Genomic DNA, 16,635 nt, shown 5'->3' with positions numbered 1-16,635 from the left:
AAAAAAGCCAGTCGATCAGAACTGGCTTTTTTATTGCTTAGAACAAACTTATTTGATCTTTGCCTGTGATTTTAAGTATTCAGTATAGTCTTCTAAGACTTGCTGGCCACGGAACTGTTGATAAAGCTTATTCAGCTCTTGCAACTGTTCAGCAGGCAAAGTACTTGCAACACTATTATTCACATTTGAAACCGCAACAATCACCAACTCATTTGGCAATTTCGCTGTGGTTGCAGACCATAAACCCTCTTTAGCTGGCGCTGGAATACTAAATGCAGCACGCTCAATCGCACGTTTTAAGCCTTGTGAACGTGCAAAGGTACCCGCATTTTCAAAAGTCACTTGTGATTTTGCAACCACTTGTGCCGCAGGTTGAGTTTTAAAGTCAGCAAGAATCGTTGCAATTTTGGCTTGAGCAGCTTTATACGCCTTTGCTTCAATGACTTTAGCCTTCACTTCCGCAGTTGCCTGATCTAGAGGCTTGACTCCTGCTGCATGATAATTACGAACCTTAATCCAGATCGTATCACCATTCGCCAATTGAATATTTGAAGATGCATTACGGTCACCGTTTTTCACATCATCATTAAACAATTTTGCTTTAACGCTTAAATCACCTAAATATGGATTATTTGTTGTAAGGGTCACAGCATTTGCAGATTCAATACGTGCACCTTTCACTTCTTGTGCAACCACATCTAATGAATCACCTCCAACAACCATTTCATTGAGATTGTTAACCGTATCACTGAATAAATTCGCTGCTTTCGACTTTTCAACCTCAGCCGTCAAACGAGCTTTCTCAGCTTCAAACGATGGTAATTTCACCATTGGTGATTCAGCTTCAATAATGTGATAACCATATTGGGTTTTTACTGGTTTTGAAATCTCACCATTTTTTAATGCATTCACTGCGTTGTCAAAATCAGCCGAGAAGACACCTGGTGCATATGACTCAACCAAACCACCATTCGCTTTAGAGCTCGGATCTTCAGAGAACTGAGCAGCAGCCTGTGCAAATGATTCACCTGCCTGAATTTTTGCATACACCTCATTGGCAAGCTTTTGAGCAGCCGCAGCATCACGTGCATCAGTAGTAATTAAAATATGCTTAACTTGACGTTTAACTGCTTTTTTCTGTTCATCAACAAATGCCGCATAAGCTTGCTGTAAATCTGCTTCTGTTACTGCAAGATTTGTTTTAGGAAGCAATGCTGGCGTCAATACCACATAATCAACATCAACACTCGCAACTTGCTTAAACTCATTTTTATGCTTGTTGTAGTAGTCGGTAATTTCCTGATTTGATACAGTTACACCCTTTTTATAATCATCCAGCTTGATACTCGCCAAATGCAAGGTCCGTTGTTCAGTTTGTAGATTTGCCAATTGCTGCACATCTGACTTACTAACCAATGCATAATCCATTAAAGACGTTGAAATCATTTTCAATGCATGATCCTGACGCAAGCTTGCAATTAAAGCTTGATTGGTCATTCCCACTGAACGCAAATAATTTTCATATAAGGTCTTAGAGAATTGACCATTTTCTTGAAAGCTCGGTTGCTGCGCCAGCATTTGTTCAAGTTGCACATCACTTAAAGTCATACCCAACTTTTCAGCTTGTTGCTGTAATAAGCTACGCGCAACTAATGCATCTAAAGCTTTCTCCTGAATAACAGGTAAATTTAAAAGCGACTCATCACCTTTCACCAAAGAGAGATATTGGTCTTTATAGTTTTTGGTGGCACTTTCTAATTCTTTATTAGAAATATCTTGACCGTTTACCGATTTCGCAACATCTGCTTTATTGCTGCCACTAAAATATCCTTCAATACCTACAAGTGCTAAAGGGGTCAAAAACAAAACTAACAGGACTTTGCCAAGCCAACCCTTAATGAGAGTACGAAACGATTCCATAAGAATTCCAATATTTTATTTCGGGGCAATTTTAACTGAAAAACAAAGGCGAATGAATGCAGAATAAGAATCAAATTAACTTTTTCATTCAATAAATAAAAAACGCACCCTAAATGGTGCGTTTATTGATTTAAAAAGATTACGCAACCGAATCTTTTAAACCCTTACCAGCTTTGAAGCTAGGTACTTTACTTGCTTTGATTTGCAGCTCTTCACCAGTTTTAGGGTTACGACCTGTACGAGCAGCACGTTCTTTCACGCTGAAAGTACCGAAACCAACTAAAGTAACAGTGTCACCTTTCTTAAGTGCTTCAGTGATTGACGCAATTGTCGCATCGAGTGCCTTACCAGCATCCGATTTAGACACTCCCCCTTTTTCAGCAATCGCATCAATTAATTCTGATTTATTCATGATAAAAAATATCCTCTTAATATCGTTTGTTAAGATCCAAGGCTATAGTTTAAAAGGCCATGACGCCTTTATAGCAATGCTTTGGGGGAGAACGCAATACTAGAAGGACCTTTTAATTAAAATAAATACTGAAATACGACATAAACGGACGAGTTACCTGCCATTTTTTTACTTTTTATTCAATTTAGCCTTCAATTGATCATTTTCTTCGATCAACGCATCAACCTTAATATGGAGTTGCACCAGTAACTGTTCGATATGCTGTAGATCCTTTGGCGTGACCAAGCCAATACGATTCAACGAGTGGTTGACACTCGTATCTAAAATCTTTTCAACCTTGTCTTTGGTGTCTGTTACAGACTCTTTGGCTTTTTCTGTCACCTTGCCGACAGTGTTATCGGCAAAATCGACTGTTTTAGACTCCAGCTCCTCACCCACCTTGACCAGTGAGTCAAACAATTTATTGCCTTCCTCCTCAGCACGTGAAAAAGCACCCAAACCAGCCAGCCAAATTTGTTGTGTATATTTTTTGAAATCAAGTGCAGATTTTTTAGAACTCTTTGATTTTGGCTTAGTTTTTACTTCAGCTTCTTCATTAGGATTTTCTATATTTGAGTTATCCATTGACCATTACTCCTAAGCACTTTACAAACAGTATGTCGTATTTAACCATAAAAATGTTTTTATAATATCAAAGTTAAGACTTGATCGTTTTAAAAAACTGTTCTACAAAGCAATAAAGTCATGTAAATTATTTTTAATAATTTGAGTACGGATGCTCAGGTTTACAGATTTTATTGTTTCGCAACGTTATTGGTAAGGAAAAGAGATCTATGAGTGATACGCAACAAAGACATAAACATCCCCATTTGTTGCTAAACATTGTCATCATTGTTTTAGAAACTTTTTTCTCCTTCATCTTGACGCATGATGCTGGCCTACGCCTACAAGCAAAAAAGTTGATCGACAAAAAAATGACTATTCGAATCAATAGTTATATTCCTTTCTTTGACTTTTATATCCAATTTACCGAAAAAGGTCTTTTATTTGATATGAAAGCGCTGGATCGAAATATCGATCTGGAAATTAATAGCACATTGATCGATTTGATTAAGATATTTGTGTTAAACAATCAGCGTAGCATTACAAATATGCGCATTTTAGGTGATGCAGCCCTTGTAGAAGAGTTTCTAGATTTAGTTCCTCATCTAACCCTCTCTAGTATTTTAGCAAACTGGAAACAATGGTTTAACCTGTTTAATGATGAAGCAGAAGTCATTGCAACCCAACAGCGTATTGCTCCACTATTGGAAAAAATCGATCAACAACGTTCTGAAATCAATACATTGCTAGTAGAAGTTAAGCAATATCAGAACCGCATTCATCGCCTGCAAAAACGTCAACGCTTGATCAACATTAGCTTTGCTGTATTGAGCTTTATTTTCATTGCCTTTTTTGTTTATAATACGTGGATACAATAATTCCAACATATTTCACTTTTCACGCTGATTATGGCAATTTAAAACTTGACTATTTTAGTCGGAATTCATAAAATTTAAGCATCTAGTCTAACCATGTGTACCGAATCATGCGTCTTACAACTCGCGGTCGTTACGCAGTGACTGCTCTACTTGATTTAGCTTTGCAGCCAACTGAACAAACGATCACGCTTGCGGAAATAGCAGCACGCCAATCCATCTCAGTCGCTTATTTAGAACAGTTATTTGCGAAACTCAAACGTCATGGGTTAGTTTCAAGCGTTCGTGGTGCAAATGGTGGCTATCACCTTGCACGCAATGCAAGTGAAATTACTGTGCTAGAAATTATTGAAGCTGTAAATGAAACCGTTGATGCAACACGTTGTGACCACAAAGGCAACTGCCAGAACGGTGCGATGTGTTTAACGCACGACTTATGGCAAGAACTCTCCCACCATATTGCCGATTATCTCGCAAAAATCACGCTTGCTGATTTAATTGCGCGTGACAACGTCCAAACTGTTGCTTTACGCCAAAATTCTTCAAGTTTAGATTCAGCCCTTCTATCGGTTACAGGTATTTGACATGAAACGTCCAATTTATCTTGATTACGCAGCAACCACTCCTGTACTGCCTGAAGTTGCAGAACGTATGATGGAATGTTTAACGTTCGAGGGAACTTTTGGTAACCCAGCGTCACGTTCACATGCATATGGTTGGCAAGCCGAAGAAAAAGCTGAATATGCGCGCGAGCAGGTTGCAAATCTTATCAAAGCAGACCCGCGTGAAATCGTGTGGACTTCAGGTGCGACTGAGTCAGACAACCTTGCATTAAAAGGGATTGCTCAGTTCTACGGTTCAAAAGGCAAACACATCATTACAAGTAAAATCGAACACAAAGCTGTGCTAGATCCTTGCCGTGAGCTGGAAGAACAAGGTTTTGAAATTACCTATTTAGAACCAGAACCACGTACTGGTTTAATTACCCCAGAAATGGTTCAGGCAGCCCTACGTCCAGATACAATTCTTGTTTCCCTCATGATGGTAAACAATGAAATCGGTACCGTAACAGACGTTGCTGCGATTGGTGAATTAACTCGTGCCAACAAAACATTCTTCCACGTCGATGCAGCTCAAGCTGTTGGTAAGGTAGAGATTGATCTTTCAACAATGAAAGTTGATTTGATGAGTTTCTCTGGTCATAAAGTTTATGGCCCTAAAGGCATTGGTGCACTTTTCGTTCGTCGTAGCCCACGTGTTCGCTTAAAAGCACAAATGCATGGTGGTGGTCATGAGCGTGGTATGCGTTCTGGTACTTTAGCGACACATCAAATTGTTGGTATGGGTGAAGCGTTTGAAATTGCGGGCAAAACCATGCAAGCAGAACAAGAGCGCATCCGTAAATTACGCGACAAACTTTGGAATGGTTTACAAGATCTTGAACAAGTATTCTTGAACGGCCACCCAACACAAAACGTTGCAAACTATCTAAATGTCAGCTTCAACTTTGTTGAAGGTGAATCACTGATGATGGCACTGAAAGATGTTGCTGTTTCAAGTGGTTCAGCATGTACATCTGCAACTTTAGAACCTTCATACGTTTTACGTGCTTTAGGTTTATCTGATGAGTTGGCACATAGTTCAATTCGTTTCAGTTTTGGTAAATACACCACTGAAGCTGATATTGACCATGTGTTAACAATTACCAAAGCTGCGGTTGAGAAATTACGTGAACTTTCTCCGCTTTGGGATATGTACAAAGAAGGTATCGACCTTTCAACAGTTGAATGGGCAGAACACTAATTCATTGCACGCTCAATTGAGCAGTTCATTGAAAACGTGTTTTTAACCCTCATATTAATATTAGGCTGACCCCGAGGTTTGGAGAAGCGACATGGCTTATAGCGAAAAAGTAATTGATCATTACGAAAACCCTCGTAATGTAGGTGTTTTAGACAAAAATGCAGAAAACGTAGGTACAGGTATGGTCGGTGCACCAGCGTGTGGCGACGTAATGCGTTTGCAAATTCAAGTCGATGACAATGGCGTAATTGAAGAAGCTCGCTTCAAAACTTATGGCTGTGGTTCTGCAATTGCATCAAGCTCACTGGTAACTGAATGGTTAAAAGGTAAGACGCTTGATGAAGCTCAATCAATCAAGAATATTGATATTGCGACTGAACTTGCACTTCCACCAGTAAAAGTACACTGCTCTGTCTTGGCTGAAGATGCAATTAAAGCTGCGATCGAAGATTATCGTGGTAAAAAAGCGAAAGCTTAATTGATGACCGAAATAACATTGGAGTTTTCATGATCCATCTAACTGAAAATGCTGCGACTCACATCAGCAATTACCTGCAAAACCGCGGTAAGGGTGAAGGCATTCGCATTGGTGTGAAAACTTCGGGTTGTTCTGGGTTGGCTTATGTACTTGAATTTGTCGATGATATCGATGCACATGATCAAGTGTTTGAACAGCTCGGTGTTAAAGTTTTTGTTGATCCTAAAAGCCTAGTTTATCTCAATGGTTTAGAGATGGATTACGTGAAAAACGGTCTGAACGAAGGCTTTGAGTTTAATAACCCAAATCAAAAAGGTGAATGTGGTTGCGGTGAATCATTTACTGTTTAACCTCAACCACCCTCTTTCTTTTCGTCAAAACAGTGTGTTCCGCACTGTTTTAACGTATTTATCAATAGCGGAATTCATCTCCCATGAATCATTTTGAGTTGTTCCAATTACCCGAAGCACTCGATATAGATTTAGCTGCTTTAAAAAAACAGTTTTTAAGTTTGCAACAGCAATATCATCCAGATAAAGCTGCTGACAAAGATCAGGCCTTGATCAAGTCAAGTGAAATCAACCAAGCGTATAAAGTACTCTCACAGGTTGATAGTCGTGCAGCATATTTACTTGCGTTAAAAAAACAAGATCATCATCTGGATCAATCCATTAGCGATTTTGAGTTTCTTCAATCTGCACTCGAAATGCGCGAGCAACTAGATGAAGCGACCTCAACAGAGCAACTTCGCACATTAAAGCTTGAAATTCAGCAATGGATTGACGGTCTAATTAGTGAATTTAAACTCGATTTTGCCGATGAAGACTGGGCTGAAGCACGTGATACTGTTCGTAAGTTACGTTTTTTCCAACGTGTTATGAATGATATTGATAAAGCTGAAGATCGCATGTTGGATGAAGAAGATAGCTTCGACCTCGATGATGATTTCTAATCCGCTGTTACCAATTATTTTCAAGGGATACCGCACGCATGGCACTTTTGCAAATTGCTGAACCTGGTCAATCTACTGCCCCGCATCAACACCGTATTGCGATTGGCATTGACTTGGGGACAACCCACTCTTTAGTGGCGACAGTGCTATCGGGAAAACCGAAAGTTCTACAAGATGACAAAGACCGGGTTTTACTTCCATCAATTGTTCATTACGCAAAGGATGCAACCACGTTTGGTTATGAAGCCAAGCCATTTATGCTGACTGACCCAAAAAATACAGTGGTTTCAGTCAAACGCTTTATGGGTCGCTCACAAGCAGATATCAAATTCCAGCATCCCTATACACTTGTTGGTGCAGAAAATGAAATGCCAGCATTTGAAACTGCTGCGGGTCGAAAAACACCTGTCGAAATTTCTGCAGAAATTCTAAAACAGTTAAAAGACCGCGCTGAAGCAAGCCTGAATAATCCTGTGAATGGTGCGGTGATCACTGTTCCAGCTTATTTTGATGAAGCACAACGCCAAGCAACACGTGATGCTGCACAACTCGCAGGCTTGAACGTTTTACGTTTACTGAACGAACCGACAGCCGCGGCTGTTGCTTATGGTCTTGATCAAGAGACCAACCTCAGCACAGATCGTAACTATGTCATTTACGATCTAGGTGGTGGTACCTTTGATGTGTCAATCTTACGTTTTTCGCAAGGTGTCTTTGAAGTTCTTGCAACTGGTGGCCACACTGCTCTCGGGGGTGATGACCTTGACCGCCTAATCGTAAAATGGGCCAAAAAACAGCTCAACATCGAGACTTTAAGCGATGAAGAGTATGCCGTTTTTGTGATTGCAGCTCGTCAAGCCAAAGAATATTTAACAGATCACGAATCTGCTGAATTAAAATTACTGGATGACCGTTTAACGCTAGATCGACCTACTTTTGAATCCATTATTCAAGTTGCGCTCGATAAAAGTATGAGTGTGTGCAAACGCGTATTACGCGATGCCAAACTTGAACTTGATGAAATTGAACATGTGGTCCTGGTCGGCGGTTCAACCCGTTCGTATGCCGTACAGAAAGCGGTACGCGAATTATTTGAACGTGAGCCATTATGTACCATCAACCCTGATGAAGTGGTTGCGATTGGCGCATCAATTACAGCAAATCAGCTGATTGGTAATAGTCAGGATAGCTCGTTATTGCTTGATGTCACACCACTTTCACTTGGTCTAGAAACCATGGGTGGTTTGGTTGAGCGCCTGATTTCACGTAACACTGCTATTCCTGTCGCACGCCGTCAGGAATTTACCACCTATCAAGATGGTCAAACCGCCATGTTAATTCATGTGGTGCAAGGTGAGCGTGATTTAGTCGAGCATTGTCGTTCATTGGGCCGTTTTGTATTACATGGCATTCCACCAATGACTGCGGGTCAAGCACGTATTGAAGTGACGTTCCAAGTCGATGCCGATGGTTTATTGACCGTATCAGCCAAAGAAACCACTTCTGGTGTGCAGGCGCAAATCGATATTAAACCATCTTATGGCTTATCTTCAGCAGATACTGAGCGTTTATTGGTTGAAGGTTTCCAATATGCCGAAGAAGACAAACATCTTCGTCACTTGCAAGAAACCAAAGTCGAAGCACAACGCGAGCTAGAAGCACTCGAACAAGCATTGAAAGCAGATACGGATTTACTTTCTCAGCAACAGGCTCGCGATTTAATCCTTGCCGCTGAAGCATTAAAAGCCCGTCTGAAAACCGATGAGCTTGCAGCGATTGAACATGCAGTTCAGCAACTTAAAATTCATAGCGATGCCTTTGCTGCATTGCGTATGAACCGACATATTGACCATGCCTTAAAAGGAACAAAACTTGAAGATTGGTCAAACTCAAACTAAAGGTATAGGTGATCAATATGCCACGTATTAAAGTTCTTCCTCATGCACAAATTTGCCCTGAAGGTGCAGAATTTGAAGTCGAGCATAACGCCAATTTATGCCAAAGTTTATTAAAAAATGGCATTAAAATTGAACATGCTTGTGACATGTCTGCAGCCTGCACCACGTGTCACGTGGTTGTGCGCAAAGGCTTTGACAGCCTTGAAGAAATGAATGACGTTGAAGCAGATTTGCTTGACCGCGCATGGGGCCTAGAACCAGATTCTCGTCTGTCTTGCCAAGTTGAAATTGTGGATGAAGATTTAGAAATCGAAATTCCTAAATACACCATCAACCATGCTTCGGAAAATCATTAAAGATATCTAAATCGATTAATTTCCAAAGTTCAAATAAAAACTCTTCGTTCACGAGGAGTTTTTATTTATTAAGAAAAATAAATAAACACAGCAAAATCACGGCTAAAAGGGCAAGAAAAACCAACTAAGTTTAGTTTTTGATGAACTTGTAACAGCAGATTCTCGCGGTATTTGTTCTTCAAAAATTTGAGGTAATTTAGGTTGAAGTAGAATTTCTTCTAAATATACTTTATTCGTAATCTTATTAAGTACCTCTTTCTCCACATCATATAAACCACCACCATTTTCTCGTGCAGCCAGTTCCAGCCACTTATCTTTAAAGAAGTTATTTGGCCAAAAATAAGATGGTAAAGGCATAATATAATTGGGGTTTTGCTCTGACACAATGATTGGAAAAACCTTCATTGCAAGAAGCCCACCTGGTAAATGTCGATACTCAAACCACATGGAAGACATCTTTAAGGGTAAAGTCGCTAAACTTTGTGGAAAAGGATAATTAAATACTCGTGTAAATTCATTGGTCAAATGCGCTGCATAATTCTGTTGATCCAAGACATTTGGAGTAGTTCCCTTTAGGGAAAACAATTGCTCTGCCGCTTCCACAAGTTGAACAGGCTGCATTTTCCCCGATGGATCAAATACAACCTCTCCAGCACACGATATCCACTCAGGTTCAAATAAATTCCTATTCGCTTGTACCAATGATGCCCAGACAATTTTACCCGTCGTATATAACATAGGCATTGCTTTGATTTGAGCATAAAGCGGATCATCATACATCCACATAGAAGGTGCTACCTGTAAATATGGTCTTAATGGTTTTGGTAATTTTAAGATTAAATCCTTAATATCCAAATTATCCAGCATCGCCGTATTTAGGTTTTCTATCACTTGCTGCATTTTTATTTATTCTCTTTATTAGAATTAAGATATCAACAAAACTTCGGTGCAATTGTTTCCCAAAACCATACAACGATTGTTTCACTAGAAATAACAGCTTGAATTAAAAAAATTATACTGAAGATTATCTAACTTCATCATCTAAAGTCAGTTTAGGAATACCCTGTGCATTGGTAATTTTTTGCTGGGTCTTGATCCTCTGAACCATGTTTTCCAAAATTTCTACCAGTTCAGGATATTCATAGTTCTGCACCTCTTCCAGATTCAGAACCAAATGGAAGCCTTTATAATCGAAATCAAACCATTTTTGCGTATCTGATTTCTTGCCTGTAAATTTCTCCATCACTTGCCATGTTTTAACCGGGCCTTGAATGCCTTTTAAATAAATAGGCACTTTCGGCACACACAAAAACTCATTTTTAATCAATTGATGCGTGTCATCAGCAATTAAAATTTCATCGACTTCAGCTGCAGATTGCAAGCGTGCCGCCAAGTTTACATCGCGACCGACAATGGTATAGGCCATACGATGTGAGGCACCGTAATTGCCTACGTGACAATAACCCGTACTGATGCCCATACGAATATGTAAAGCGGGATAGCCCATTTTCTTCCAACGTTCACGCAGCAGCTTCATTTGTTGACGCATCGCAATTGCCATTTCCACACAAGACTTGGCATCTTGCTCAACGCCTTGCGAGTTTGGATCGCCGAAGAAAATAAGAATCGCATCGCCCATAAACTTATCGACGGTCGCTTCGTACTGCTTGGCAATTTCAGTCATATGACTCAAATAATCATTGAGCAAGAAAGCCAAATCATCAGGAATCAAAGTTTCTGAAAGTTCGGTAAAACCCTGAATATCGGAGAAAAAAACCGTTAATTTTTTGCGTTTGTATTCAATTTTTGCTTCTGCTTCACCACGCATAATCGATTGCCACAATTGCAGTGGCGCATAACGACTCAACTGATTTGCAAATGCAATATAGCGTGTCATCTGATTATGATAATGCTGACGTTGCTGCCCGAGGATATTTAAACGACGGTGTTGGTAATAATTACCAATCACAATAAACATCATTAATCCAAGCAGACTGACCACGGTCAATTCAGGATTCGTTGGCTCAAAATATTGCTCTGCGCCAAAAATTACGAAGGTACTAAAATAGAAAATAATAACGCCAATCAGGCCGATTAAACATGCAACAGGTAGAGAAATTCTGTTATTCAAGCCGACGTAAAGCAATCCAAATAAAATAGTAAAAGTAGGAACTAAACTTAAATGGATAGCAGCTAGTACAAGCGCTACAAAAACTGCCTCATTGGCAAAAAGAACATTTTTTTCTATTTTTTTATCAAATTTATATTGCAACCATTTTTCTAAACGGGGACAAAGCAAAAAATAGACAAGTAACAGAGGAAGGAGATAGAGTTGATAGCTAGCACTGGTTGAGGTAAATGTATAAATTACCAAGATCAGCGACAGAATCGAATATCCCATCAAACGATGAAAATAAGCGAACTGTCTAGGTTCTTTATCAATCAACCTATCTAGTGGCACCCTATCCTCCTTTTGTTATTATAGAATACTGTATTTCTTCTATTTTTCTGGATCAGTCCATACGCCAATCAAATGGCATATCACCCTGTCCACGCAATGCCAACATCAATGTTTGACGCATATGCGCAAGCACATCATTGCTGTATGGCACAGCTGGCATTCCCCATACAGGTTTCGGCCATGCAACATCATTTTGATAACGCACCACATGATGAAAATGAAGCTGCGGAACAACGTTGCCTAAAGCTGCAACATTCATTTTGTCAGCGCGGAACACACGTGACAGCTGGCTTGATAACCAACTTGACTCACGTAAAAACTGTTCTTGGTCTGCTTGGCTTAATTCATATAATTCTGTTACACCTGGAACACGTGGAATCAGGATTAACCAAGGAAATTGCATATCATTCATTAAACGACATGTTGAAAGCGGAAAGTCGCCTACAAAAAATGTATCTTGAGCAAGTTGTGGATGCAAACTAAACATATCTTTATAAATGATGCAGAATAATGATGATCAATACTATCACATCAGTTTTGATGTGAATATTATTAGTAACCCGTTTGCTTACAAATAACAATGATTTTCCTCATTTATTGCATGAACATCGGATCAAAACATGATCACATCTACTAAAAAAAAGTACATGCTCATTTAATCACCACATTATGTGCTTAAAAACCTCAATTTAACTCACTCAATAACTTATTCAATAGCTCAACAATGAACTGAATTCGCTTATCATACTCGGCCAATTGCACCATGACTTTTAAGCGTTGTCCGCCTTCCATTCGATAGTAGGTTGGATTTTTTTGCATCAACTGAATAATGCTAATTGCCTGCACAGGTGTATCAGGAGCAAACTCGATATAACCGCCATTACTATTGATATCAATCTTAGTAATCCCCAACTGCTCTGCACGCAAACGCAGTTGATGGACACTAAACAATTGCTTCACGGGTTGTGGCGGAATACCAAAACGGTCGATCAACTCCATACGGATATTATCAAGCTTCTCCTGACTATCGGTATTACTGATACGCTTGTAGAACAACAGACGCTGATGCACGTCACCGAGATAATCATCTGGGATCAAGGCAGGCATATGTAAGTTGATTTCAGCAGTTAAGGAAAGCGGTGCATCAAAGTTTGGTGTCTTGCCCTTTTGAATCGCTTTGGTCGCTTTTTCTAGCATTTCCATATACAGACTATAACCAATCGCCTGCATTGAACCACTTTGTTGCTCACCCAATAACTCACCCGCACCTCGAATCTCCAAATCTTCCGTCGCCAGCATAAAACCAGCCCCCAGAGTTGAAGCGCGTTGAATGGCATCTAATCGTTTTTCGGCATCTCCTTTGAGGTGCTTGATCGATGGAACCAATAGATAAGCATAGGCTTGATGATGCGAACGTCCAACACGACCACGCAATTGATGCAGTTGCGCCAGCCCCAGTTTATCTGCACGCTCGATGATGATGGTATTGGCATTGGGTACATCAATACCTGTTTCAATGATGGTCGAACAGACTAGCACGTTATATTCCTTGTGATAGAACTGCTGCATCACCTGCTCAAGTTCACGTTCTCGCATTTGACCATGTGCCACAGCCACGCGTGCTTCGGGAACTAAATTGCGAATAGTTTCGGCAGCACGTTCAATACTATCGACTTCATTATGCAATAAGTACACCTGACCACCACGTAATAACTCACGCAGAATCGCTTCCTTAACAGAATCATCAGTATGTTCTTGTACAAAGGTTTTGACCGCTAATCGACGTGCTGGCGGTGTTGCGATAATCGAAAGATCACGCATCCCCGAAAATGCCATATTTAAGGTCCGTGGAATTGGTGTTGCAGTTAAAGTCAGCATATCTACATCAGCACGTAGTGCCTTAATCCGTTCTTTATCGCGAACCCCAAAACGATGTTCTTCATCAACAATCATCAAACCCAAATTTTTAAACTGTATATTTTCTTGCAGAATCTTATGGGTTCCCACCACGATATCAACTTTGCCTTCGGCTAAGTCTTCAATGGTTTTCAAATGAGTCTTATTGCTGCCAAAACGAGACAATACTTCAATGCGTACTGCCGTATCAGCAAAACGATCTTTAAAAGATTCATAATGTTGCTGGGCTAACAGTGTCGTTGGGACTAATACTGCAACTTGTTTATTATTTTGCGCCGCAACAAAAGCCGCTCGCATGGCAACCTCGGTTTTACCAAAGCCCACATCACCACACACCAAGCGGTCCATTGGCTTGGCAAGTTGCATATCATGTAGGGTCGCTTCAATGGCATTGGCCTGATCAAGCGTTTCCTCATAAGCAAATCCACTGGCGAATTGCATATACCCTGTATGATCCAGTTCAAAAGCAAAACCTGGTTTTGATTGACGTCGTGCCTGAATATGTAATAACTCGGCAGCCACATCATGAATTTGCTCTAAAGCTTTACGCTTTGCCTTACTCCACGTATCTGTGCCTAATTTATGCAATGGTGCCAGATCTGGATCACCGCCACTGTAGCGACTGATCAGATGCAAATTGGTTACTGGTACATAAACTTTTGCACCATCAGCATAGTCAAGCTGCAAGAACTCATGATCCTGCTCGTCGATTTCTAAAGTAATTAAACCTGCGTAGCGTCCAACACCATGATCAATATGCACCACAGGTGCACCAATACTCAGCTCGGTTAAACTACGAATCAAGAACTCTTCAGATACTTCTTGCTGACGCTTACGGCGACGCTGCACCACACGATGTTCATAAAGCTGATTTTCAGAAATGACCGATAATTGATGACTGAGTAACAGACCTCGATCCAGAGGTGCACTGGTAATTGCAACCTGTAACTTGTCTCTTTGGAATTGGGCAAAACTATCTACGTTCTGGATTTCACCTAACACACTACGCAGGGCATCTTTCAAAGTTTCACGACGACCCGCACTCTCAGCCACCAATAAAACAGGATGCTTGGCTTGATCAATGTAATGTTTTACTGCTTCAAATGGTTGTTCTTTTTTCGGATCAACTGCCAGTTTAGGCGGTTGTTCAGCGGCGATATTGAGTACGCCGGCTTTGGTCTCAAAAACTTCTGCTGAAGCCAAAATTCGAGGAAATTGATTTAATGCCTGTAAAACATGGTTGGGCATTAAAAATAATTCTTCTGGCGGTAGAATCGGTTGATCAATGTTATGACGTCGATCTTCATAACGACGCATTACTTCTTTCCAGAAGCTGATTAAATCATCTTCAATTTCACTATTTGTAATGACAACGCAATTATTTGGTAAGTATGTCGTCAACATACTTTGTGCTTCCATCACCTTCTTCTCAAAGAATAATGGCAAGTAAAATTCTAAACCTGGCGTTGCAATTCCCTCTAATACATCCTGATAAATCGGATTTTTCTTGGGATTTGCAGTTGGGAAGCTTTCTGCATAGCGGTCTCTAAAGGTAGAACGCCCTTCTTTGAGTGGAAATTCTTTTGCAGGTAAAACAGTAAAGTTTTTTAAGGATTCTGTGATTCTTTGTGTTTCTGGGTCAAAGAATTTTAGGCTTTCAATTTCATCATCAAATAAATCGATTCGAATCGGTTGATCTTGTCCAGATGCAAAAATATCCATGATGCTACCGCGAACTGCAAATTCACCGTGATCATAAACCGTGTCAACTAAGCGATAGCCTGCTTGAACCAATTGTTTCTTTTGCGCTTCAAGGTCAAGTTTCTGTCCTACTTTAATATCAAAGTGTTCGCCCACCACCCACGAATAAGGCGCAACGCGTTGCGCTAAAGTACTGGCTGAAACCAGTAAAATCCCTTTTTGTGGCATATTTGATAAAATTGCCAAGCGCTCAGAAACAATATCTTGATGTGGAGATAAACGATCATAAGGCAAGATTTCCCAATCTGGGAAAATTATCGGCTTGATACCATAAAATTCGAGTTCGCTCTCGAGCTGAGCAAGATGTTGATTATTCCTTGCGACAATGACATATAGATTTGAACTTTGTGAAGCAATTTCTTTGAATAATAATGCTGCGGATGAGCCCATTAATGAACCAATCCAGCGTTTTTCGCCCGCTTTAAATTGTTGTAAGTTTAATTGAGAGATTTCTTGTTGAAACATAGAGAAAATCATGCAATCTAAAAACATAAGTACCCTATTTTAGCATGATGTTTTTTAGTTGAAGAGCAAATTCCCCTTATTCAAACAATTTAATTTTACTTAGGCTATTCTTGTTATTTAATTTAGCAAAGAAAGCTCATATAGAGCCTTCTGCTGAATAACATCAATCTATACATCAATTTTAAAACCTAAATTAACATCACAAGCCGCTTGTCCTCCACGAACACCGAAGTTCTCCGAGGGCAGTTCACGAAGCATAATTTTCACATGGTCTTTAGGTATGCCAATCGGCTCAAGATTATGCACAATCATTTTATACAGCTTTCGCTTTGCATCTAAAGAGCGCCCAAGAAATGCATCTATACTGATCAAGGTATAACATTCGGGTTTGGCCTTTTCTGGCGGACATTGAAACCGATGTGCTTCATGAACAATTAAACGGACATTTCGATCACCGTGCATGATTTTAAACGCATCTCTGAGTGCTGAATGAACGGCTTCCATAATCTCAAGTTCTACATCTACAGCATATTGTTGCCTGACCTCAATAAGTACACTAGGCATATTGTTATTCTCCTACGATGTTACATGGTGATATCTATTTATTTTTACTATTTTCAATCACGATATTAAATAAACTTTATTGTCCTGACTTTATCAATACTGTAATCGAGTCATTTTTGCTAAGACAATAAAAAAGCATTCTTCAGAAAATTCCGAAAAATGCTTTTTCT

At 39.9% G+C, this 16,635-nt stretch carries 16 protein-coding genes; 8 read left to right on the top strand and 8 right to left on the bottom strand.

Annotated features, from left to right (window positions below; translation table 11 throughout):
• Window positions 1-48: 48 nt before the first annotated feature.
• The 3 genes from NQU59_RS10705 to NQU59_RS10695 all read right to left on the bottom strand — a co-directional run bounded on the left by NQU59_RS10705 (window position 49) and on the right by NQU59_RS10695 (window position 2,956).
• Window positions 49-1,920: a SurA N-terminal domain-containing protein gene (locus tag NQU59_RS10705; protein ID WP_257063388.1), complete on the bottom strand. Its 1,872-nt coding sequence runs from the start codon at window positions 1,918-1,920 to the stop codon at window positions 49-51.
• Between the two features lie 139 nt (window positions 1,921-2,059).
• Window positions 2,060-2,332 (bottom strand): HU family DNA-binding protein, encoded by a 273-nt coding sequence (locus tag NQU59_RS10700; RefSeq protein WP_004639426.1) that lies wholly within the window; start codon window positions 2,330-2,332, stop codon window positions 2,060-2,062.
• A gap of 168 nt (window positions 2,333-2,500) precedes the next feature.
• Window positions 2,501-2,956 (bottom strand): phasin family protein, encoded by a 456-nt coding sequence (locus NQU59_RS10695; RefSeq protein ID WP_005240858.1) that lies wholly within the window; start codon window positions 2,954-2,956, stop codon window positions 2,501-2,503.
• Window positions 2,957-3,165: 209 nt separating this feature from the next.
• Here NQU59_RS10695 and NQU59_RS10690 point away from each other — a divergent pair, with 209 nt between their 5' ends.
• From NQU59_RS10690 to fdx, 8 genes are all read left to right on the top strand, one after another.
• Window positions 3,166-3,813, top strand: coding sequence for a hypothetical protein (locus tag NQU59_RS10690; protein WP_005240857.1), 648 nt, complete (start codon window positions 3,166-3,168; stop codon window positions 3,811-3,813).
• Between the two features lie 107 nt (window positions 3,814-3,920).
• Window positions 3,921-4,394, top strand: a complete 474-nt coding sequence (locus NQU59_RS10685; protein ID WP_005240855.1) for an Rrf2 family transcriptional regulator — start codon at window positions 3,921-3,923, stop codon at window positions 4,392-4,394.
• Between the two features lies 1 nt (window position 4,395).
• On the top strand, window positions 4,396-5,613 hold the full coding sequence (locus NQU59_RS10680; RefSeq protein ID WP_005240848.1) for an IscS subfamily cysteine desulfurase: 1,218 nt from the start codon (window positions 4,396-4,398) through the stop codon (window positions 5,611-5,613).
• Between the two features lie 91 nt (window positions 5,614-5,704).
• Window positions 5,705-6,091 carry a Fe-S cluster assembly scaffold IscU gene (iscU, locus tag NQU59_RS10675; RefSeq protein WP_004652980.1) on the top strand — a complete coding sequence of 129 codons (387 nt, stop codon included), beginning with the start codon at window positions 5,705-5,707 and terminating at the stop codon, window positions 6,089-6,091.
• A 29-nt stretch (window positions 6,092-6,120) separates the two neighbouring features.
• Window positions 6,121-6,441, top strand: a complete 321-nt coding sequence (gene iscA / locus NQU59_RS10670; protein WP_005240846.1) for an iron-sulfur cluster assembly protein IscA — start codon at window positions 6,121-6,123, stop codon at window positions 6,439-6,441.
• Window positions 6,442-6,524: 83 nt separating this feature from the next.
• Window positions 6,525-7,043 carry a Fe-S protein assembly co-chaperone HscB gene (gene hscB, locus NQU59_RS10665; RefSeq protein ID WP_257063383.1) on the top strand — a complete coding sequence of 173 codons (519 nt, stop codon included), beginning with the start codon at window positions 6,525-6,527 and terminating at the stop codon, window positions 7,041-7,043.
• A gap of 38 nt (window positions 7,044-7,081) precedes the next feature.
• Window positions 7,082-8,941: a Fe-S protein assembly chaperone HscA gene (gene hscA, locus NQU59_RS10660; protein WP_257063382.1), complete on the top strand. Its 1,860-nt coding sequence runs from the start codon at window positions 7,082-7,084 to the stop codon at window positions 8,939-8,941.
• A 17-nt stretch (window positions 8,942-8,958) separates the two neighbouring features.
• Window positions 8,959-9,297: an ISC system 2Fe-2S type ferredoxin gene (fdx, locus tag NQU59_RS10655; RefSeq protein WP_004652975.1), complete on the top strand. Its 339-nt coding sequence runs from the start codon at window positions 8,959-8,961 to the stop codon at window positions 9,295-9,297.
• 102 nt (window positions 9,298-9,399) lie between these two features.
• Here the strand turns inward: fdx and NQU59_RS10650 are convergent, their stop codons facing one another.
• The 5 genes from NQU59_RS10650 to NQU59_RS10630 all read right to left on the bottom strand — a co-directional run bounded on the left by NQU59_RS10650 (window position 9,400) and on the right by NQU59_RS10630 (window position 16,465).
• Entirely contained in the window at window positions 9,400-10,197 is a 798-nt protein-coding gene (locus NQU59_RS10650; protein ID WP_257063381.1) for a hypothetical protein, read from the bottom strand.
• Between the two features lie 124 nt (window positions 10,198-10,321).
• The gene (locus NQU59_RS10645; protein WP_257063380.1) at window positions 10,322-11,758 is read right to left on the bottom strand and encodes an adenylate/guanylate cyclase domain-containing protein; all 1,437 of its coding nucleotides are present in this window, start codon (window positions 11,756-11,758) and stop codon (window positions 10,322-10,324) included.
• A gap of 52 nt (window positions 11,759-11,810) precedes the next feature.
• The gene (locus NQU59_RS10640; protein ID WP_005240841.1) at window positions 11,811-12,245 is read right to left on the bottom strand and encodes an HIT domain-containing protein; all 435 of its coding nucleotides are present in this window, start codon (window positions 12,243-12,245) and stop codon (window positions 11,811-11,813) included.
• 197 nt (window positions 12,246-12,442) lie between these two features.
• On the bottom strand, window positions 12,443-15,901 hold the full coding sequence (gene mfd / locus NQU59_RS10635; RefSeq protein WP_257063379.1) for a transcription-repair coupling factor: 3,459 nt from the start codon (window positions 15,899-15,901) through the stop codon (window positions 12,443-12,445).
• Between the two features lie 168 nt (window positions 15,902-16,069).
• The gene (locus tag NQU59_RS10630) at window positions 16,070-16,465 is read right to left on the bottom strand and encodes a tautomerase family protein (protein ID WP_005240839.1); all 396 of its coding nucleotides are present in this window, start codon (window positions 16,463-16,465) and stop codon (window positions 16,070-16,072) included.
• Window positions 16,466-16,635 lie beyond the last annotated feature (170 nt).

This window comes from Acinetobacter colistiniresistens (assembly GCF_024582815.1).
GTDB lineage: Bacteria > Pseudomonadota > Gammaproteobacteria > Pseudomonadales > Moraxellaceae > Acinetobacter.
Note: the sequence above shows the minus strand (reverse complement) of the source record. Positions and strands in the feature narration are given on the sequence as shown.